This window comes from Pseudoalteromonas prydzensis (assembly GCF_001661495.1).
GTDB lineage: Bacteria > Pseudomonadota > Gammaproteobacteria > Enterobacterales > Alteromonadaceae > Pseudoalteromonas > Pseudoalteromonas prydzensis.
On sequence record NZ_BDDT01000009.1, the window covers coordinates 106,224 to 126,514 of the forward strand.

Sequence of the window (20,291 nt, forward strand, 5' to 3'; positions counted from 1 at the left end):
GTATATTTAATACAATTTTCACTATCCGTTGCGACCTACAAAACTTCAGTGTAAAAAATAGATAAAAAAGCCAGCAAACGCTGGCTTTTTAGTAATAACAATTGACTGATCACTTACCAAACTCGGTAGGTGCCGGTGGCACAACCAATGGTTTTTTCGGGTTCGCGTTTAGTTCTTTAAGTAGCTCTTTAACTGCACGCTCAACCGAAGGATCTTGTCCTGCATGAATAAGCTCTGGACGGTCAATCACTTCAATATCTGGGCTTACGCCTTCATTTTCGATGATCCAATTACCGTCGTTATCGAGTATTCTAAAGGTAGCGGCAATCACAGAGCCACCATCAACAAGACTTGGATTACCTGAGATACCAATTAAGCCACCCCAAGTACGAGTACCAATGAGTTTACCTAAGCCAGCTTGGCGAAAGTAATACGGCAATGCATCACCACCAGAACTTGAGTAGCCATTGATCAACATGGCTTTTGGTCCATCATGCGCAAACTGTGGCGTTTTAGTCGGTTCAACACCACGACGTTTCCAATAATTAAGCGGCTTACGTGCCAGCCAAGTGATCATATGTTCAGGAATAAAACCACCGCCGTTGTAACGATCATCAATGATCATGGCTTCTTTCGTTGTTTGCGGTAAGAAGTTTTTAAACAGTGACCGGTTACCTTCGTAATGAGTATTCGGTAAATGCACATACCCTATTCGGCCATTAGAGAGTTTATCTACATAGTCAGCGCGACTTTGCGTCCATTGTAAATAGCGTAAACCTGTTTCGCTTGCCACTGGTTTAACTGACACTTTCCAGCTATTTTTAACACTTGCTGACTTACTGAGTAATAACTCAACAGGTTTGCCCTGAGTGTTTTCAAGTAGCTCATAAAAATTAACCACGTCTTTTACTGAGCGGCCATTAACCGCAATAATATAGTCACCTACGCTTGCGTTAACGCCCGGCTCGTTTAGTGGTGAACGGAAGTTTTCGTGCCAGTTTTCACCTTTAAAAATGTTCTCAATTTTCACAAAGCCTGATTTATGCGCGCTAATTTCAGCGCCTAATAAACCATGTTGCAAACGAGTAGCCGTTGGCATATCACCAGAATTGACATAGATATGCCCTGAGTTAATTTCACCAGCGATTTCACTTAACACGTAATCAAGATCTGCGCGGTGTGCGATTGCATCTGCCATTGGCTGATAACGTTTTAAAATCGCGTCCCAATCCTGACCATGATGATTTTCATCATAAAACCAATCACGTAATGTACGCCAACCTTCGCGGTACATTTGCGCCCACTCAGTTTGCGGATCAATTTTGAGCACCATGTCGTCAAGGTTTAGTTGCGTGGCTTTTAAATCTTGCTTTGCGGCAGGCGCAATAACACTGTAGTTATCGCCAGCACGAGCAATTATATGCTCGCTACTTGTTGATACTTTATAGCTACTAACACCCGCGGCCACAGTGGCAACTTCACCATCAACAGCATTTGGGATAAGCTTTAGTTCACCGCCAGATAAAGTTAATACGCCATCTTTAACACCGCTTAATGCGCCGTAGTTGCCTGCAGGCGCATTGAGTGCCACCGCACGCTGCATAAAACCTTTACCATCAATATGATTACTCGGCGCTTTAGATGAGGCGTCATCTTGCTTGTCCTCCACAATACTGGTTTCATCAGTCAACGGGGCATTTAGCGGTTTGATTTTATTGTTTACTGCAACCGCGTAAATTCGCGTGGCATTATTAAACATATAATCAAATTCATAACTACTAAAAGTTAAGTTAAAGTCGCGCTCAGAGGTAAAATACAATTGTTGGCCATCAGGCGAAAACGTTGGGTTTCTCTCACTGCTCATATCGTCAGTCAAGCGAGTCAGGTCTTTTTCTTTGATATTGTAATGCCACAGTGATGCATAACGGTTCTCGTTATTTTTAACAAACACAATATCTTCACTATTTGGTGACCAAATATAGGTGGTTAAACCGTCTTCTTCATACTTTGCGGTATCAATTTTATGCTGCTTGCCGGTTTTTATATCAAGCCACCATAAGGTGTGATTTAGATCAGCAAACAATAGCTTTTTATTGTCCGGTGACCAAACTGGGTCAAAACGCCAAATTGTGCCATTACTGGTCAGTTGTTTAACCTGATTATTATTAGCACGATCTTGCAGGTAAATTTCGTATTCGCCGCTTTCATCGCTCATATATGCCACATAGCGACCGTTTGGCGACCAAGAAGCTGCTATCTCTCGCCCTTTTGGCGTATGGCTTAAATTGCGGGTTGGACCATTTTTAACCGGCACTGAAAACAACTCACCACGCGCTGTGAATAACACCCGTTTACCATCGTGAGATACATCCATTGAATCAATAAAACCAGCTACATTTTTACTGTAAGGCATAGTGTATTCACGGTTACCTTGGACATTAATAGTCAGTTTTTTGGTTTGCCCCGTAGCATCATCAAAGCGATATAAATAACCGCCATTTTCATACACTATGGCATCAGGACCTGCTGATGGCCAAAGCACATCAAAGTCACTGTGGTTAGTGACTTTTACAGGCGCTTTACCGTCTTGGTGTTTATATAAGTTTAAGGTGTATTCTTTATCAGAAACATAGTAAATGTTGTCGTGCACCCAGGTCGGTTGCTGCTCAGTAGCAGGATCACTGGTTAGTTGTTTTGAGGTATTATTTTCTAAATTATAAATCCAGACATCTTGTGCACGACCACCACGACTACGCTTCCAAGTACGAAACTCGCGGTCAATGGGGGTATATAAATACTGCTTGCCATCAGGTGATAGCATGCCGCCGCCCGTTTCAGGTATAGCCAATGGCTGCTCTAAGCCACCATCAGCAGGCACCATGTAAGGACGTCCGACACGCTTACCATATGGTGTGCGATTAGCTCTGAATACAATATGCTTACCGTCTGGCGTCCAATCAAGTACGCGATAATCAAACCCGCCACGCGGTGGCATCACACCCACATCATTGTAGTAAGTTAACTGTTTTAGCTGTGAGCCGTCGCGGTTCATTACATACACTTGGCGGCTGCCATTGTATTGCGCTGAAAAAGCAATTTTGCTGCCATCAGGTGAAAACTTAGGGAAGGTTTCAAAACCAATATGATCAGTTAAGCGCGTGCTGTTACCCGTTTTGATATTTGCTATATAAATATCACCGGCATACACAAAGGTGACTGATTCTTTATGAATATCAGGGAAACGCAATAAGCGCGTGTCGTGTGTTTCGTAAGCTAGAGCCACCGATGAGATTGCCGGTGACACTGCTACTGCTATTGCGGTTAAAAAAGTACGTAATTTCAACTTAACCATCCTTATGTTGTTATTTTATATCATCATAACAACATAAAAATGGATTGCAGCTTTGTTCGACAAATTACTGTAACAGAGTGTAAATAACGTTCATGAGCAATAACAGTTAGCCGCTCTATTTAGCCTACTTTAGGTAGCTGCCTTTTATCAATGACTTTAAATGTAGTTAAATCAACGAGCATTGAAAACACGTCAGCATTATCGATAAACAACATAAACAAATTGCCTTGTTCATTAACAGCGTACTCAAGAATGCGGTCGTAGCCTGTAAGAACCTCGCTATAACCACTGCCATCAATTTTACTTAATGCAAAAGTGCTTTTATCTTCGTTGCTTAAAAGGCCGTCGTTATTTGTGTCGTTTTTAATAACATGATAGGCAATACCCGCCGCTTTTGACTGCGAATCAAATTCAGATAAATACAATGGAGAAATATCAGTAATCAACTGAGCTGTCGTATCAAAAAGCCAATTTGCATAGTTTGTTTTACCATTGATAAACATCACATTTTTTGACCGTGTTGGCCTATGTTTATAATAAGAGGAACCACTAAAATTTTCTACAACTTGCCCTAACCCACGTTCGGTATCGGCTTCAACCGTTAACTTTTCAGACTCAAGCTCTATATAATAAAAGTCCGTTTCTCCTACTCTTCGCGGGTAGCCCAAACGCCACTTTTCTTCTTCGTTCTTATCATCTGCTAAATTTAATGCCGGTGGCTCAACGTCGTTATCATTAAATACTATTGTAACAAGTTGGACTGAAATTAACGCAGTAGCAATTAAAACCCCGACTAATAAAATAATTCCATTTAAGTTCCATACCCATTTAAAAAATTTATCTGAATTCATGCTTTCCCTATTAAAAAAAATGATCAATTTATCTGAACATACGTATTATTGAGCTTATCTATAACACAAAGCTTTGCGATAAAAAATGAAAACAAACCCTACAACTAGTTTGCTGTTACTATCAGGTTCCGGCGATTTAACTCTGCATTGGCAAATAGTTAATGACTCAGTCATGGGCGGTTTATCGACCAGCCAAGCTTATGAGAAGGATAATAGCTTAATTTTTACAGGCCACGTTTCTCTTGAAAATAATGGGGGCTTTGCTTCAATACGCACAACAATAAACACCAATAAAGAAAACGCCAATCTCATATCTTTACGGTTAAAAGGAGATGGTCAAACGTATCAACTTCGCTTAAGAACAAGTCAGTTCCTAGACGGACCAGCGTATACAACCTCATTTGCAACATTAAAAAATCAATGGCAAGTTATTACCTTTTCAGCGGATGATTTCAGCTTAACTTATCGCGGTAAAGCTTTACAGCAGCAAGCAACGTTACATTTTAATGATATTCAACAGTTAGGCCTGATGATCGCAAAGAAACAACAAGGTAATTTTAAAATAGAGTTAAAACAAATAGCGTTTACTAATAAAGCAACAGCTGCAGATTAAAGTTTATATTCTTCGTTACCTCGCTTTTTGAGCTCAGTAATAACCATATCCATCATCTGTTGCTTAACTTCTGCTTGCTGAGATTGCAGTTCATTAAGCTGGTGCAGCAAGATATCTACTTGCTCTTGTTGCTGGGATTCTCTGTAGCGCTTAACGCCGGTGTGCTCAGGTTGAATATTTAAACTTTGCTGTCCTTTGCTTTGTTCAGGTTTAACCACCTCTGCAGTGCCACTTTCTAGCTGCAGATGGCGTTGGATTGGGTTTTGTTTGAGCTTACTAATTTGCTCTTGCAGCACATTAATCTTTTGCTCTAAATCGTCGTATACTTTTTCTAAGTTTTCATATTGGCCTGCAAAACTGGCATCTTCATCGCTGTATTGTTGTGCTTTGGCATCTAAAAACTCAGACAGCGTATATTTAGGCTCATCATCTTGGGATTGCTGTTGCTGTAATCGCTTATCACTATTCGTTTGAAAGCCCTCAGCTTTAGGCAAATTTATGGCTGGTGATATTTTCATTATTTCATCCTGAAATGGTCCTAATAAAGGTATCGGCATAAAATAAAAAAGCTTAAGCACTATTTCATCAGCCTCATCCATTGCTGTATGACATAACCAACTCCTTAATTACCCAAAGACTAAAAGCGGCTAGTATACCCAAGATGCGGGGTTAGCACCTTGAGATGACTTGGGTATATTGGGCTTTAATAATGAGCGTTTAAATATGTACAAGTAACCAGCATGGTCAAACTTGCGAACTGACAGGTTTACTTGAAGTGCTTAATAATAACTTTAATATTAGTTATGAAAGGGTCAGCTCTGATAAAATCATTTTCAACAATATAATTCGCAACAACAATAATCAGGTATATCACCATGACAACACCTTTATCGTCGGGCAAGATCAATAGCCCGAATCATACTTCACCAACAAGCTGCCATTCTCTACTTTATGTTATATTCATATCTGGCGTTGCAGCAATTGGTGGCTTTTTATTTGGCTTTGACTCCGGAGTTATCAACGGAACGGTGTCGGCACTTGGAAAAACGTTTAACTCAAGCAGTGTAGCAACAGGCTTTAATGTTGCGTCGGTATTACTGGGTTGTGCACTTGGTGCGCTCGCTGCGGGCCCACTTGCTGATAAATTTGGCCGCCGCTCAATCATGATCATCACTGCAGTTATATTTGCCATTAGCGCGTTTGGTTCGGGCATTGCTGACAGCTCCGCAGAATTTATTTTTTATCGTCTATTTGGTGGCTTAGGTATTGGCGCAGCATCGGTGTTAGCGCCCGCTTACATCGCTGAAGTCGCACCGGCGGCTTTACGTGGACGCTTAGCGACGTTGCAACAGTTAGCGATTGTACTTGGCTTATTTGCTGCTTTTTTAAGTAATTACTTGATCGCTTCGGCGGCAAATGGCGCTGAAGGTATTTTTATTCTTGAACTGGCGGCTTGGCGCTGGATGTTTTGGGCTGAGCTAGTCCCTGCGGGATTATTTCTGCTGGGAGTATTATTTATACCTGAGTCACCGCGTTATTTAGTTGCCCAAGGCCAATTAGATAAAGCCAAAGCGGTATTTGGTAAAATATCCAATGATGATGCTCAATCACAAATAGACGATGTTAAACAGTCACTGCATGGCGATAAAAAACCAAGTATTCGTGACTTATTTATTGATGGTAAAAAGAAAATCCACCCTATTGTTTGGGTTGGTATTGCGTTGTCTGTTTTTCAGCAATTTGTAGGCATTAACGTGGTCTTTTATTACGGCTCTGAGCTGTGGCAAGCTGCGGGTTTTGATGAGTCACAATCTTTATTTATCAACGTATTAGCAGGTACTACCAATATTTTATCTACTTTTATTGCAATTGCACTGATAGATAAAGTCGGCAGAAAACCATTATTACTAGTAGGTAGTATTGGTATGTTTATTAGTTTAAGCGCATTGACTTATACCTTTGGTAGCGCAGGCCTCGATGCAGCAGGTAAACTGGCACTAAGTGAAAACATGGGCACTTTCGCCTTGATTATGGCGAATCTTTTTGTGGTGTTTTTTGGCTTAAGTTGGGGTCCGGTCGTTTGGGTACTGTTAGGTGAAATGTTTAATAACAGAATTCGTGGTGCTGCTTTAGCAGTTGCAGCAAGTGCACAATGGCTTGCCAACTTTACCATTACTATGACCTTCCCGATTATGCTCGGTAGTATTGGATTAGCGGGTGCCTATGGGTTTTATGCCTTATCGGCCTTTATTAGCGTATTTTTTATTGTTAAATATATAAAAGAAACACGCGGTATCAAGCTAGAAGCCATGTAAACGGTGTTTAAAATGGCGAATGTATTTATTTCGCCATTTATTTTCAACTAAGACTCTATTTTAAGTAATTCAACTTCAAATATAAGTAACGAGGCAGGAGGTATACTGCCAACTCGCTTTTCGCCATAGGCAAGTTGATGAGGGATGTAAAAAGTAAACTTATCCCCTTCACTCATCAATTGCAGGCCTTCAGTCCAACCTTTTATCACTTGGTGCAAGCCAAAGCTGATCGGGCTATTACGTTCAACTGAACTGTCAAACACAGTGCCATCCACTAAAGTGCCATGGTAATGCACGTTCACCATACTCGTTGGGCTAGGTTTAGTTTCATTGTCACTGCGGTGCACAACTTTATATTGCAGGCCCGATGCCGTCTCAAAAACCCCATCAACCTGGCTATTCGCACGCAAAAAATCCGCTTCAATTTGTGCGTTAGCAAGTGCTTGTTGTTTTAATTTCTTACTATTTTTAAAAATTAAAAAACATAAAATGGCGATAACTACCGCCAAAAAAATATTGATCATAATCACTCTTTCTCGTGTTCTTTTTCGTCGTTATCACCATTAACGATATCGGCAATTTCACTTAATCGCGCCAAAGCAATACCATTAACTGAATTTTCTGGGTATTGCCCATCTTTAAGTTCACCAGCGGCTATATCCATCAATAAATTAAGCGCTTGGTCAACTGTTTCAACAGCGTAAATATGGAACTTACCTAGCTCTACCGCGTTAAGAATTTCATCATCTAGCACTAAGTTAACTTGGTTCGATTTAGGGATGATGACGCCTTGCTGTGATGTTAAACCACGCATTTTACACAGCTTAAAGAAGCCTTCTATTTTTTCATTCACGCCGCCAATGGCTTGTACATCACCGTGTTGGTTAATTGAGCCGGTCAGCGCGATTGATTGACTAATAGGTAAGCTTGTAATAGCAGAGATCAATGCACAAAGCTCAGCTAGTGATGCGCTGTCACCATCAATGTAACCATAGCTTTGTTCAATGGCGATATTAGCACTGAGCGTTAAACTAAACTGCTGTGCATATTTATTACCTAAATAACCGGTCAGTAGCATGACACCTTTGGAGTGAATGGCTTTGCCGAGTTCGGCTTCGCGCTCAACATCAATTACGCCATCGGCGCCAGCATATACCGTGGCGGTTATGCGTGCCGGTGTACCAAATGACGTATCACCAATGTGCAATACCGTTAGACCGTTAACTTTACCGACCGCATGACCTTCGGTGGCAATTAACGTGTGCCCTTCTTTAATATCACTGAGCATGTTTTCACTTATTTGCCCAGTGCGATATTGCTTACCTTCAATAGCTTCATCAATATGATGCGCATCAATTAGACTTAGATTATCTTGTTTGGCATAAAAGCTTGCTTCTGCAACTAACTCTAATACATCGGCAAAACGCGCTGATAATTTATTATGGTGCTCCGCTTGGCGATAACTAAACTTAAGCAGTCGCGCCATCGCAGATTCCGTTAAGCTGCACTTTAGCGTGCCTTCACAATACTCAAGTACTTTAGTGATAAATTGATACTGTAATTTATCACTGCTTGGTAAGTAATAATCAAAATCAGCGAGCACTCTAAATAGCTCAGCAAATTCTTCGTCGTACTCGCCAATGGTGTAATACAATTCACGTGAGCCAAGCAAAATAATTTTCACATCAAGCGGAATTAACTGCGGGCGTAGAGTAAAACTGCTGCCAACGGCACTGTCTTGATAGGGTAAATCATTTTTAATTTGGTGGGTTTTCAGCGATAACTTTAAACCATCCCACACTTGCGGGTTAGCCATCACTTTTTCGGCGTCCATGATCAAATAACCACCATTCGCACGATGCAATGCACCAGGCTGAATTGAGCGGTAACTGGTGATCAACGAGCCTTGCGACGTCGCATACTCTATTTTGCCAAATATATTGCCAAAGGTCGGATTTGGCTCGTATACCACAGGTGCGGCATCACCTTCTTTAAACTCAACTAAAATATTAGGCGCAAAAAAATCAGTCAACATACCTTTACGGTCAAAGTCTTCTTTGTTTTCGTCGCTGACATCTTCGTCATCAAGCCACTCAAGCACCGCATCGATAATTTCTACGCGAATATCTTTTAAATAACGCAGTACGCCAATATGGGCGGCGTATTTGTGTTCAAGATCTTTAAGTAATGGTTTGGTTGCCAGCTCTGCGGTGGATTTTTTTAAATTGCGCAGTTTTTCAGAAGATTCTCGCTTCCAACGTGGTAACTCAATCAGTGCTTCGATTAATGCATCTTCGAGCTTTTCGATCACTTCGTAAAATTGTTCACGTAATTCATCATCAAGCTCAGCAAATTCAGCATCACTTAACTGTTTGCCATCAATAAGCGGGGCAAAACCCACCACACTTTTTTCTTCTATTAGGGCAACGCTTTGTTCCAAAGCTGCTATTTCAACTTCGGTAATTGCACTATCGTAGGCGTCGTTAAATTCACGATCGATTTTTTTCTTTTTCCGCTGATAGGCTGGATTATCAAACGCTGCCGGAAAGGTATCCAGTACTTCGTCGATAAATGAATCAATGTCATCGGCAAGTTGCTTACTTTGACCTGCTTGCATGAATAACGCGATTGGTTCACGGTGGTCGTCATAATTATTTACGTATAACCATTCGTTTGGTGTTGGCCGACCTTTGCTGTGTGCTTCAAGCTTGTCTTTTACTAATGTAAAACGACCATGAGCGGCCTCGCCCATTACATATACGTTGTAACCAGGTAGTTCCATTCCCAGTGAAAAATCAAGCGCACTTTGTGCACGTTGTTGGCCAATGAAGGTCAGCGTTTCTGGGTATGGATTGTTCATGCACGTTTGCACATGATTAAGTGAAATTGTCGGCGCAAGGGCCGACACAGATAATGGCAGCAGTTTTTTCGTCATTCTAACTTCTTTTTATACCAACATATTCGTTGATGTTAGGGTGGTGTCAGCGCACATAAAACGCACTGCTCACTATGTATTTATGGTTGTAATGCCTTGCGGCTAAAGTAAATACCACCACATTCAGAGCAAGCTGTAATTTGCGTTGCGTGGTAAATATCATAACTATGTTGGCAATTCTTACATACTAATGTGCCCATGGCTATCCATTCACCTTGGTGATAAACCCCATTGTGCTTAAAATCTTGATTTAATGCGTGCCACTCCAGTTGAGTTTTGTCTTCAATGTGCGACAGCTCAAACCACAAAGACTCTTTAAGTTCTTGCCATGCAAGAGAATCATAGTGTTGATCATGCTCTTGGATATGGTCAATATCACGCTTTAAATATTCTCGGTATAAAGTTAGTTTTTCTTGCCCTAAATCTTTGAGGGCCTGCTCAGATTCAATGAACTTGTCCATTGCATCCTTGAGCTCATGTTCTTTTACATCTTTTAACCATGTACTCAAGTCTGTTAACCACGTTTTATAATCAGCCATTGTGTGCTCCTAGAAAAATGATGAAAAATCAACACTCAGATTAGATCAGTATAGGTTAACCTGCCCTGAAAACTAATTTAGTTGCGAATTTATAAAAAGCGCCAATTTGGCGCTGTGAATAGCGCTTTTTTTGGGGTATCCTATCGACAATTTTTTATTAGTTTGCAAGAAGTCTGGAATCGTAGATGCAAGAGCAATATAACCCACAAGACATAGAGTCAAAAGTCCAAGCCTACTGGGAAGAAAACCAAGTATTTAAAGCCACTGAAGATGAGAGCAAAGAAAAGTATTATTGCCTTTCTATGTTCCCTTACCCAAGCGGCCGACTCCACATGGGTCATGTTCGTAACTACACTATCGGTGATGTTGTTTCTCGCTTCCAACGTTTACAAGGCAAAAACGTCATGCAACCTATGGGTTGGGATGCGTTTGGCTTACCAGCTGAAAATGCGGCAATTAAAAACAAAACAGCACCAGCAAAATGGACCTACGAAAACATTGATTACATGCGTACCCAACTTAAGCAATTAGGTTTTGGTTATGACTGGGATCGTGAAATTGCGACCTGCCACCCAGATTACTACAAATGGGAACAATGGTTTTTCACTAAGCTGTATGAAAAAGGCCTAGTGTACAAAAAAATGTCTACGGTAAACTGGGATCCGGTGGATCAAACAGTACTGGCTAATGAGCAAGTAATTGATGGCCGCGGTTGGCGCTCTGGCGCTGTGGTTGAGCAAAAAGAAATTCCACAATGGTTTATTAAAATCACCGACTACGCGCAAGAGCTACTAGATGACTTAGACAAACTTGAAGATTGGCCTGAGCAAGTTAAAACCATGCAACGTAACTGGATTGGCCGCTCTGAAGGGCTAGATATCGAGTTTACCCGCACCGATAACAACGAAAAATTCAGCGTTTATACTACTCGCCCTGACACTTTTATGGGTGTAACTTACCTTGCTGTTGCCGGAGCCCATCCTATCGCGCAAGAAGCGGCTAAAAACAGCGATGCAGTAGCACGCTTTGTTGAAGAATGTAAAAACACCAAAGTTGCTGAAGCTGACATGGCAACCATGGAGAAAAAAGGCATTGCGACTGGCTTTTATGCTACTCACCCATTAACTGGCGAGCAAGTGCCAATTTGGGTTGCAAACTTTGTATTGATGCATTACGGCTCAGGTGCGGTTATGGCAGTACCTGCCCATGACCAACGTGACTATGAATTTGCGACCGCTTACGGTTTAGATATCAAACAAGTGATTGCTCCTGCTGCAGGCTCAGAGCTTGAAGTTAATTTAAAAGATGAAGCATTCACTGAAAAAGGCGTATTAGTAAATTCAGGTGAATTTGATGGCCTTGCTTTCGACGACGCATTTAATGCTGTTGCCGATAAGTTAGAAGCACTTGGTGTGGGTGAACGTAAGGTAAACTTCCGTCTGCGTGACTGGGGTGTTAGCCGCCAGCGTTATTGGGGCTCACCAATCCCAATGTTAAGCGATGAAGACGGTAATGAACTTGCAGCCACTGAAGGTATGCTACCAGTACGCTTGCCAGAAGACGTGGTAATGAACGGTGTAACCTCACCAATTAAAGCAGACCCACAGTGGGCTAAAACCACTGTAAACGGTGCTCCTGCGTTTCATGAAACCGATACCTTTGACACCTTTATGGAGTCATCGTGGTACTATGCTCGTTACTGTAGCCCTCGCCATGACGAAGGCATGCTTGATCCAGCAGCTGCAAACTACTGGTTGCCGGTAAACCAATACATCGGTGGTATTGAACACGCAATTTTACACTTATTGTATTCACGCTTTTTCCATAAATTATTACGTGACTTTGGCTTAGTAAACTCAGATGAGCCATTTGAGCGCTTACTATGCCAAGGTATGGTACTTGCTGAAACTTTCTACCGTAAAGATGAAAAAGGTGGCGATATTTGGATTTCACCAAGTGATGTTGAAACCGAAACTGACGACAAAGGCCGCGTAACTAAAGCATGGCATAAAACCGATGGTGAACCTGTGTTCTCATCTGGCATGAGCAAAATGTCAAAGTCGAAAAATAACGGTATCGACCCGCAACAAGTTATCGCTCAATACGGCGCAGATACAGTACGTTTATTTATGATGTTTACCGCGCCACCAGAGCAAACCCTTGAATGGTCTGACTCAGGTGTAGAAGGCGCACATCGTTTCATTAAACGTATTTGGAAATACGCAGTTGACGTAAACATGGTTGGCTTCCAAGCGCTTGATAAAGCAGCCTTGAACAATGAGCAAAAAGTGTTACGTCGTGAGCTACACAAAGCCATTGCTAAAGTGACAGATGATGTTGAACGTCGTCAAACATTTAACACGGCAATTGCAGCAATCATGGAAATCTCTAACAAATTGTTAAAAGCCCCTTTAGCTGACAAGCAAGATGTTGCGATTGCCAATGAAGCACTGGAAGCATTGTTAATTATGCTTGCCCCAATTACCCCGCATTTGTCACATCAATTATGGCAAGAGCTTGGTAAAGAAGGTGATATTTTAGATGCGTCTTGGCCTGTGGTAGATGAGTCAGCGCTTGTTGAAGATGAAAAACTAATCATCGTACAAGTTAACGGTAAGCTACGCGCTAAATTAACTGTGTCAGCCGATGCAACTAAAGAGCAAGTTGAAGCGCTTGCCTTTGCTGAAGCCAATGTTACTAAGTTCACTGATGGCGTTACTATCCGCAAGGTTATTTACGTACCAGGTAAACTACTTAACGTGGTAGCTAACTAATTATGGCTGCTATTCGTGCCATTAAAAACGGACTAGCCTTAGCGCTAGTCTGTTTTTTATTATCAAGCTGTGGCTTTCATCTTAAAAAAGCATCAAGCCTGCCTGATGATTTAACCACCCTAACGTTAAGCGGTGATGATGAGAAATCAGCGTTATTCGCGATGCTTGAAAAAGAACTCACATTAAGCAAAGTAGAGTTACTCGACACACCGAAGAAAAACATAGCGCAACTGTATTTATATAAAGATCGTTTAGAGCGTCAAACACTGTCATTATTTAAAAATGGCCAAGTTGCTGAATACGAGCTGGCTTATAGTGTCCGTTACCTACTCAAGCGCCCAGGTAAAGATGCCGTTGAGCAAAGTTTTGAGTTGTATCGTAATTACCAAGACGATCCTGATAACGCACTTGCTAAAGCGAAAGAGTTAGAACTATTACTTAATGAAATTCGTATGCAAGCCAGCCGTCGTATCACCAGAGAGCTGTCGCAACTGTAATGCGCTGTTATGCGAATCAATTACCTAATGAATTAAAAAAAGGCTTACAGCCTTTTTATTTAGTGTTTGGTGAAGAACCCTTTCAAGTGGCGCAATGCGCCCAGCAAATTCGCCAAACAGCTAAACAGCAAGGTTTTGATGAAGTCGTTAAATTGACTTTAATGCCGGGCTTTGATTGGCAAGAACTGATAGCTCAATATCAGAGTATGTCGTTATTCAGTGCCCGTACGTTAATCGAGCTGGACCTTAATTTCCAAAAACCAGGAATTGCGGGTAGTCAAACATTCAAGCAATTATTGGATTTGAATAACCCTGATACTGTATTGATAGTTAAAGGGGCCAAAGCAAGCCAAGATATCCAACGCAGCGCGTGGTTTAAGTCACTTGATAAACTGGGTATTTTTGTGCCTTGCTACCCGCTCACCGGTAATCACCTTAGCCGTTGGTTAGACGAGCAATGTCAGCGTTTGCAAATAAATATGCAAAACGATGCAAAACGTACTTTGATCGATGCCACCGAAGGTAACTTATTAGCTTGCTTTCAAGAACTCGAAAAGCTGTCGTTATTACATGGCACTGCACTGATCGACCAACAGCAAGTATTACAAGGGCTTTTAAATCAAGCCAAGTTTGATATTTTTGATTTAAGTGATGCCTTACTGCAAGGTAATAGCCGCCAAGCCATTAAGGTATTAAACAAACTCGCAGGCGATAATACCGAAGCGGTCAGTATTTTATGGACCATAACTAAAGAAGCAAACACCTTACTTTCCCTACAGTTAGGTTTACAGCAAGGTGAGCAACTAGCGACTTTATTTAAGCAAAACGCGATCTGGAAAAACCAGCAAGGGCCAATCCAACAAGCGCTTAATCGTTTATCAATTGCAACGCTTGAACAAATAACCCAACTTTTGGCCCAATTTGATGCCAGTTATAAGCAAGGTAATTTAGTCAAACCGTATCAAGCATTAGCACATATTTGTTTAGTATTTTGCCAACCATTGGCGTTTCCTTTGCCTGCGCATCCGCTCAACTAATTATTAGGCGTTTATGATGATTGCACTGTTTGGTGGGACTTTCGACCCCGTTCATTTAGGCCATATCAATATGGCTAAGCATTGTGTCGAGCATTTTAATTTAACAACTTTATACTTTATGCCCTGTGCAATCCCAGCTCATAAAGCAGCACCAGGAATAAGCACGCAACACCGCGTTGCGATGCTCCATGCTGCCATTGCACCTTACCCTTATTTTCAGCTCGATTTACGCGAGCTAAACCGCAGCGGCCCTTCTTATTCACTATTAAGTTTGCAAGAGCTGCGTGTGCAATATCCTCAGCAGCCAATCTTGTTCTTAATTGGCATGGATTCATTTAATAACTTAGATAAATGGTATCAGTGGCAAACAATTACTCAGTTGTGCCATATTGTGGTATTTCAGCGCCCCGGACTTACATGCAGTGCCCATGGTGAATTAAAAACCTACCAACAAGCGGCTGAATGTAGCGATAGCGCAGAGCTTGCAGCACAGCCGGGCGGCAAATTATACTTTTTAACCGGCGAAGAACTGGCCATTGCTTCTAGTGATATTCGTGAAGCGATAAAAAAGGGTATAAATTACAATGAACTTCTACCCAGTGCCGTGGGTCAGTATATTCAATCACAGCAACTTTATCTAAGTGATGAATAAATACTGGTTGCGTGATAAAATAACAGCTATTCACTTTTAAATGAGATAACACCTTGGATACGAAACAACTACTTGCCTTTGCAATAGACAAAATTGACGATATGAAAGCACGTGATGTGGTTAATATTGATGTAACTGCAAGCTCAGACATCACCGACTTTATGGTTGTATGTTCTGGCACGTCAAAGCGTCATGTATTGTCAATTGCAGACCATTTAGCAAAAGAAGCTCGTCACGCAGGTCAAGAGCCACTAGGTTATGAAGGCCAAACAGATGGTGAATGGGCACTGGTTGATTTAGGCGATGTAATCGTACACGTAATGCAAGATCAAGCACGTAGCTATTACGACCTCGAAAAACTATGGAGCTAATACCAAGCTAAACGCTCACTAATTTTTAACCGAGTTTGGATGTAACACGTGAAAATACAGATGATTGCCGTTGGCACTAAAATGCCAGCGTGGGTAGAAACGGGTTTTGCAGAATATCAGCGCCGCTTTCCAAAAGATATGGCACTGGAGTTAATTGAAATTCCCGCAGGCAAACGTGGTAAAAATGCAGATATCAAACGAATTTTGCATATTGAAGGTGAAAAAACCTTAGCCGCAATCCCTAAAGGCAATCGTATTGTGACGCTTGAGGTAACAGGCAAAGCGCTTGATACTCACCAATTAGCAAAAGACATGGAAAAGTGGCAACTGGATGGCCGCGATGTCAGTTTGCTAATTGGCGGCCCTGAAGGTTTAGCACCCGAGTGCATAGCTGCATCAGAGCAAAAATGGTCACTATCAAATTTGACCCTGCCCCATCCATTGGTGCGTATTATTGTTGCTGAAAGCCTTTACAGAGGCTGGAGCTTAAAAAATAACCACCCGTATCATCGCGAGTAATACTTACTCATGCGAAAACACAGACCCACAATTAGAGACCACTCAGCAGAAGCGAATCTGTTTGCTCGTCGTGCTTTTGTGGGGTTTGTGTTTGTTACACTTTTAGTCGCGGTATTACTTTCCAATTTATACACTATTCAAGTCGATGATCATCAAGATTATCAAACTCGTTCTAACGACAACCGTATTAAAGTGATCCCAATTGCGCCTAATCGCGGCCTTATCTACGATCGTAATGGCGTGTTACTCGCTGAAAATAAACCCGTTTATAACCTAGAGGTTATTCCTGAAGAAGTTGACGATCTTGATGCATCACTGTCCGCCTTAACACAATACATTGATATTTCAGAGCAGCAGAAAAGCGACTTCACTGACGATATCAAGCACAACCGTCGCTTTAAAAGTCAGGTATTAAAAGCCCGCTTAACTGAACTTGAAGTGGCCCGTTTTTCAGTCAATCAACATAAATTCCCCGGATTTAGCATTGAAGCGCGCTTAGCTCGCTATTATCCGTTTGCAGACACCCTAACTCACGCATTAGGCTACGTTGCTAAACTCAATAAAAAAGAACTCGCTAAACTCGAATCAGAAGATCAAGGCACTAACTATCGCGCTACCCATGATATTGGCAAACTGGGGATAGAAAAATACTATGAACAGTTACTGCATGGCCAAGTTGGCTCACAACGGGTTGAAGTAAATAACCGTGGCCGTGTGATCCGCACCTTAAGTATGACACCACCACAACCAGGGCACGATTTAGTGCTGACTTTGGATATTGGGCTGCAACAAATTGCCCAACATGCTTTTAAAGATATGCGTGGTGCAGTGGTTGTTATGGATGCCAAAGACGGTGGCGTATTAGCCTTGTATTCAAACCCAAGCTACGACCCAAATTTATTTGTTCATGGCATTAGTAGCAAAAATTACAAAGCATTATTAAATCCAGACCGACCACTGATCAATCGCACCACGCAAGGTCGCTATGCGCCTGCATCAACTGTTAAGCCGCATATGGCTATTTTGGCGCTTGAGGAAGGGTTGGTCACCGAGAATACGACTATCTGGGACCCGGGCTTTTTCCAAATCCCCAATGTTGATCACAAATGGCGTGATTGGAAACGCTGGGGCCACGGCCATGTTGATGTTTACAAAGCCATTGAAGAATCATGCGATACCTACTTTTATGATACTGCCTATCGGTTAGGGATCACTAAAATTAGCGATTTTATGGCGCAATTTGGTTTTGGTGATTTAACAGGCATTGATATTCATGAAGAAACCACTGCAATTCTACCGTCAAAAGAATGGAAAGAAGCGCGCTTTAAAGAATCATGGTGGCGCGGTGATACCATTTCAGTCGGTATTGGCCAAGGTTATTGGACTGCGACACCAATGCAAATTGCCAACGCATTGAATATTTTAGTGAATAAAGGGGTAAACCGCCCTCCTCACTTAGTCCAAGTGGCCAAACAAGAAAATCAAGTGGTACAAATTAACAATGAAGAAAAGCCACCGGTAATTCTCAAAGATCCCAAGCATTGGCAAATAGCATTAGACGCTATGCATAATACTGTAAGTAAAGTAACAGGGACTGCTCATAAAGCATTTAAAGGGGTAAACTATGACCCTGCTGGTAAAACCGGCACCGCGCAATTGGTTAGCATTGCCCAAGGCGAGCGTTATGATGCGAAATCGCTAAAAGAGCGCCACCGCGATAATGCTATTTATGTTGGTTTTGCCCCTTATAATGATCCGCAAATTGTCGTGTCTGTTGTGGTGGAAAACACCGGTGGCGGAAGTACCGTAGGTGCGCCAATTGCCCGCCAATTAATGGATTATTATTTCTCTGCTAATCCCATCAATATTGCTCGTAATAAGGAGCCGTAATGCAGTTAGATGATAAGCGCTCTATTTGGGATAAATTACATTTAGACCTGCCTCTATTGTTGGCCTTATTAACGTTAATGGTCGCCAGTTTAGCCATTGTATACAGTGCCAGCGGCCAAGATAACGCCATGATGATCCGCCACGCCACTCGTATGGCTGGCGCAATTATTGGTATGTTTGTATTAGCACAATTTTCACCTGCCACACTCAAGCGGTTAGTTTTTCCACTGTATTGTGTTGGTTTATTGATGCTTGTTGGCGTGTTAATTTTTGGTGTCAGTTCAAAAGGAGCACAGCGCTGGCTCGACTTAGGAGTTACTCGGTTTCAACCTTCAGAGCTGATGAAAATTGCCGTTCCTATGATGGTCGCTTGGTATATTGGCCGTAATCATTTACCACCAAGAGCAATGCATTTGGTGGTTGGCTTTGCCATTGTAATGATCCCAACACTGCTTATTAAAGAACAGCCCGACCTAGGCACCTCAATACTAATCGCCAGCTCAGGTGTATTTGTGTTGTTTTTATCTGGTTTAAGTTGGCGCTTAATCGGCTTTTTAAGCGCTTTAGTGGCACTCGCTGCCTGGCCTTTTTGGCACTACGGCATGCACGATTATCAAAAGCAACGAGTGTTAACCTTATTTAATCCTGAAAGCGACCCGCTTGGCTCTGGTTATCATATTATTCAATCAAAAATAGCCATTGGGTCTGGTGGTATTGAAGGTAAAGGCTGGTTACACGGCACGCAATCGCAATTAGAATTTTTACCTGAACGCCATACCGACTTTATATTTTCTGTTTTAAGTGAAGAGTTTGGCTTATTTGGTGTGTGCTTATTGTTATGCATGTACTTGTTTATTGTTGGCCGTGGCTTATATATAGCGGTAAATGCGCAGGATGCCTTTGGTAAGTTATTAGCCGGTGCGCTGACCCTCACTTTTTTTGTTTATGTATTCGTAAATATCGGCATGGTTTCAGGACTACTGCCAGTTGTTGGTGTACCACTTCCGCTGATAAGTTATGGCGGTACTTCCATGGTTACGCTAATGGCTGGATTTGGCATTATTATGTCTATCGCTACGGATAAAAGGATGTTACTAAAATAATGCAGTACTTAGTAAAATTAATCTCACTTAGTTCTTTAATGCTAGTATTGGCTGCGTGTAGCAGCTCTGGCAGTAAAACAGATCACAGTAGCCGCTATAGTATGCGCCATGATGCGGCACCGCTACGCGTCCCGACCGAATTAGAAATGCAAGATGCGGTGGTTGTGCCGGTTTCCAAAAGCGCCAGCGCAGGACGCCCATACACAGTACTTGGCAAAAACTACACGCCTATGCTGGATGAAACAGGGTATACCGCTGAAGGCACTGCCTCTTGGTATGGCCGTAAATTTCATGGTTATCACACCTCTAATGGTGAGGTTTATGATATGTTTGCGATGACCGCAGCGCATAAAACACTGCCGCTACCTAGTTTTGTAAAAGTAACCAATACCAGTAACGGTAAATCCGTGATTGTGCGTGTTAACGATCGAGGCCCATTTCATGATGATCGCTTAATCGATTTATCTTACGCAGCGGCTTATAAACTGGGCTACTACCACCATGGTACAGCCAAGGTTAAGCTAGAAGCCATTACGATGGCGGATTCGACTGAGCGTTTGAGTTATATTCAAGTCGCGGCTGGCAGTACCTTAAAAAATATTGAAGCATTAGCGTACACTTTGCGCCAGCAATACCATTTACCCACAAATATTGTGGAAAAAGATGCAATTTATAGGCTGCGTTTAGGGCCAATTAAAGACGCTGAACAAGCTCAGCAAGTGCTTGAAAAATTAAAACTGGATCAATTTCAAAACGCGTTCTTGCTTTACAGTCAATAAGACTAATGCCCAAACTACGCTCGCATCTTGAGGTAGTTTGGGTATAGAATGGGGTAACGCGAAT

Annotated in this window: 17 protein-coding genes; 11 read left to right on the forward strand and 6 right to left on the reverse strand. The window is 41.9% G+C overall.

Annotation, left to right across the window (positions count from 1 at the left end):
• Positions 1–109 precede the first annotated feature (109 nt).
• Positions 110–3,352 (reverse strand): S41 family peptidase, encoded by a 3,243-nt coding sequence (locus tag A7968_RS15695; protein ID WP_064667516.1) that lies wholly within the window; start codon positions 3,350–3,352, stop codon positions 110–112.
• A 119-nt stretch (positions 3,353–3,471) separates the two neighbouring features.
• Positions 3,472–4,203 carry a hypothetical protein gene (locus A7968_RS15700; RefSeq protein WP_064667517.1) on the reverse strand — a complete coding sequence of 244 codons (732 nt, stop codon included), beginning with the start codon at positions 4,201–4,203 and terminating at the stop codon, positions 3,472–3,474.
• A gap of 85 nt (positions 4,204–4,288) precedes the next feature.
• On the opposite strand from A7968_RS15700, the gene A7968_RS15705 reads away from it, so the two are divergent.
• Positions 4,289–4,816 (forward strand): CIA30 family protein, encoded by a 528-nt coding sequence (locus tag A7968_RS15705; protein ID WP_064667518.1) that lies wholly within the window; start codon positions 4,289–4,291, stop codon positions 4,814–4,816.
• On the opposite strand, the gene A7968_RS15710 is transcribed toward A7968_RS15705, so the two are convergent.
• Entirely contained in the window at positions 4,813–5,334 is a 522-nt protein-coding gene (locus A7968_RS15710) for a hypothetical protein (protein ID WP_064667556.1), read from the reverse strand. The two genes, A7968_RS15705 and A7968_RS15710, sit on opposite strands and share 4 nt — an antisense overlap.
• Positions 5,335–5,691: 357 nt before the next feature.
• On the opposite strand from A7968_RS15710, the gene A7968_RS15715 reads away from it, so the two are divergent.
• On the forward strand, positions 5,692–7,131 hold the full coding sequence (locus A7968_RS15715; RefSeq protein ID WP_064667519.1) for a sugar porter family MFS transporter: 1,440 nt from the start codon (positions 5,692–5,694) through the stop codon (positions 7,129–7,131).
• A 47-nt stretch (positions 7,132–7,178) separates the two neighbouring features.
• On the opposite strand, the gene bamJ is transcribed toward A7968_RS15715, so the two are convergent.
• The 3 genes from bamJ to A7968_RS15730 form a co-directional block, all read right to left on the reverse strand.
• Positions 7,179–7,655 carry a BamJ family beta-barrel-assembly machinery protein gene (gene bamJ, locus A7968_RS15720; RefSeq protein ID WP_064667520.1) on the reverse strand — a complete coding sequence of 159 codons (477 nt, stop codon included), beginning with the start codon at positions 7,653–7,655 and terminating at the stop codon, positions 7,179–7,181.
• 2 nt (positions 7,656–7,657) lie between these two features.
• A complete protein-coding gene (locus tag A7968_RS15725; RefSeq protein WP_064667521.1) occupies positions 7,658–10,066 on the reverse strand; it encodes a Lon protease family protein in 2,409 nt (802 codons plus the stop codon).
• A gap of 80 nt (positions 10,067–10,146) precedes the next feature.
• Complete coding sequence (locus tag A7968_RS15730; protein ID WP_064667522.1) at positions 10,147–10,605, reverse strand: zinc ribbon-containing protein; 459 nt, start codon at positions 10,603–10,605, stop codon at positions 10,147–10,149.
• A 185-nt stretch (positions 10,606–10,790) separates the two neighbouring features.
• Here A7968_RS15730 and leuS point away from each other — a divergent pair, with 185 nt between their 5' ends.
• From leuS to A7968_RS15775, 9 genes are read left to right on the forward strand one after another with little or no spacing between them, the layout of a single operon-like run.
• Positions 10,791–13,379: a leucine--tRNA ligase gene (gene leuS / locus A7968_RS15735; RefSeq protein ID WP_064667523.1), complete on the forward strand. Its 2,589-nt coding sequence runs from the start codon at positions 10,791–10,793 to the stop codon at positions 13,377–13,379.
• 2 nt (positions 13,380–13,381) lie between these two features.
• Entirely contained in the window at positions 13,382–13,876 is a 495-nt protein-coding gene (locus A7968_RS15740; RefSeq protein WP_064667524.1) for an LPS-assembly lipoprotein LptE, read from the forward strand.
• Positions 13,876–14,913 carry a DNA polymerase III subunit delta gene (holA, locus tag A7968_RS15745; protein ID WP_064667525.1) on the forward strand — a complete coding sequence of 346 codons (1,038 nt, stop codon included), beginning with the start codon at positions 13,876–13,878 and terminating at the stop codon, positions 14,911–14,913. Before A7968_RS15740 ends, holA begins: the two co-directional genes overlap by 1 nt.
• A gap of 16 nt (positions 14,914–14,929) precedes the next feature.
• Positions 14,930–15,565, forward strand: coding sequence for a nicotinate-nucleotide adenylyltransferase (gene nadD / locus A7968_RS15750; RefSeq protein ID WP_064667526.1), 636 nt, complete (start codon positions 14,930–14,932; stop codon positions 15,563–15,565).
• A gap of 53 nt (positions 15,566–15,618) precedes the next feature.
• Complete coding sequence (gene rsfS / locus A7968_RS15755; protein WP_064667527.1) at positions 15,619–15,936, forward strand: ribosome silencing factor; 318 nt, start codon at positions 15,619–15,621, stop codon at positions 15,934–15,936.
• Positions 15,937–15,984: 48 nt separating this feature from the next.
• On the forward strand, positions 15,985–16,455 hold the full coding sequence (gene rlmH / locus A7968_RS15760; protein WP_064667528.1) for a 23S rRNA (pseudouridine(1915)-N(3))-methyltransferase RlmH: 471 nt from the start codon (positions 15,985–15,987) through the stop codon (positions 16,453–16,455).
• 9 nt (positions 16,456–16,464) lie between these two features.
• On the forward strand, positions 16,465–18,345 hold the full coding sequence (mrdA, locus tag A7968_RS15765; RefSeq protein WP_064667529.1) for a penicillin-binding protein 2: 1,881 nt from the start codon (positions 16,465–16,467) through the stop codon (positions 18,343–18,345).
• Complete coding sequence (gene rodA / locus A7968_RS15770; protein WP_064667530.1) at positions 18,345–19,448, forward strand: rod shape-determining protein RodA; 1,104 nt, start codon at positions 18,345–18,347, stop codon at positions 19,446–19,448. The genes mrdA and rodA overlap by 1 nt, the downstream gene beginning before the upstream one ends.
• Positions 19,448–20,227, forward strand: coding sequence for a septal ring lytic transglycosylase RlpA family protein (locus A7968_RS15775; protein WP_064667531.1), 780 nt, complete (start codon positions 19,448–19,450; stop codon positions 20,225–20,227). The genes rodA and A7968_RS15775 overlap by 1 nt, the downstream gene beginning before the upstream one ends.
• Positions 20,228–20,291 lie beyond the last annotated feature (64 nt).

Coding starts and splice junctions, on each gene's coding strand:
- A7968_RS15695 (WP_064667516.1), bottom strand. CDS start 3,352: ATGGTTAAGTTGAAATTACGTACTTTTTTAACCGCAATAGCAGTAGCA.
- A7968_RS15700 (WP_064667517.1), bottom strand. CDS start 4,203: ATGAATTCAGATAAATTTTTTAAATGGGTATGGAACTTAAATGGAATT.
- A7968_RS15705 (WP_064667518.1), top strand. CDS start 4,289: ATGAAAACAAACCCTACAACTAGTTTGCTGTTACTATCAGGTTCCGGC.
- A7968_RS15710 (WP_064667556.1), bottom strand. CDS start 5,334: ATGAAAATATCACCAGCCATAAATTTGCCTAAAGCTGAGGGCTTTCAA.
- A7968_RS15715 (WP_064667519.1), top strand. CDS start 5,692: ATGACAACACCTTTATCGTCGGGCAAGATCAATAGCCCGAATCATACT.
- bamJ (WP_064667520.1), bottom strand. CDS start 7,655: ATGATCAATATTTTTTTGGCGGTAGTTATCGCCATTTTATGTTTTTTA.
- A7968_RS15725 (WP_064667521.1), bottom strand. CDS start 10,066: ATGACGAAAAAACTGCTGCCATTATCTGTGTCGGCCCTTGCGCCGACA.
- A7968_RS15730 (WP_064667522.1), bottom strand. CDS start 10,605: ATGGCTGATTATAAAACGTGGTTAACAGACTTGAGTACATGGTTAAAA.
- leuS (WP_064667523.1), top strand. CDS start 10,791: ATGCAAGAGCAATATAACCCACAAGACATAGAGTCAAAAGTCCAAGCC.
- A7968_RS15740 (WP_064667524.1), top strand. CDS start 13,382: ATGGCTGCTATTCGTGCCATTAAAAACGGACTAGCCTTAGCGCTAGTC.
- holA (WP_064667525.1), top strand. CDS start 13,876: ATGCGCTGTTATGCGAATCAATTACCTAATGAATTAAAAAAAGGCTTA.
- nadD (WP_064667526.1), top strand. CDS start 14,930: ATGATTGCACTGTTTGGTGGGACTTTCGACCCCGTTCATTTAGGCCAT.
- mrdA (WP_064667529.1), top strand. CDS start 16,465: ATGCGAAAACACAGACCCACAATTAGAGACCACTCAGCAGAAGCGAAT.
- rodA (WP_064667530.1), top strand. CDS start 18,345: ATGCAGTTAGATGATAAGCGCTCTATTTGGGATAAATTACATTTAGAC.
- A7968_RS15775 (WP_064667531.1), top strand. CDS start 19,448: ATGCAGTACTTAGTAAAATTAATCTCACTTAGTTCTTTAATGCTAGTA.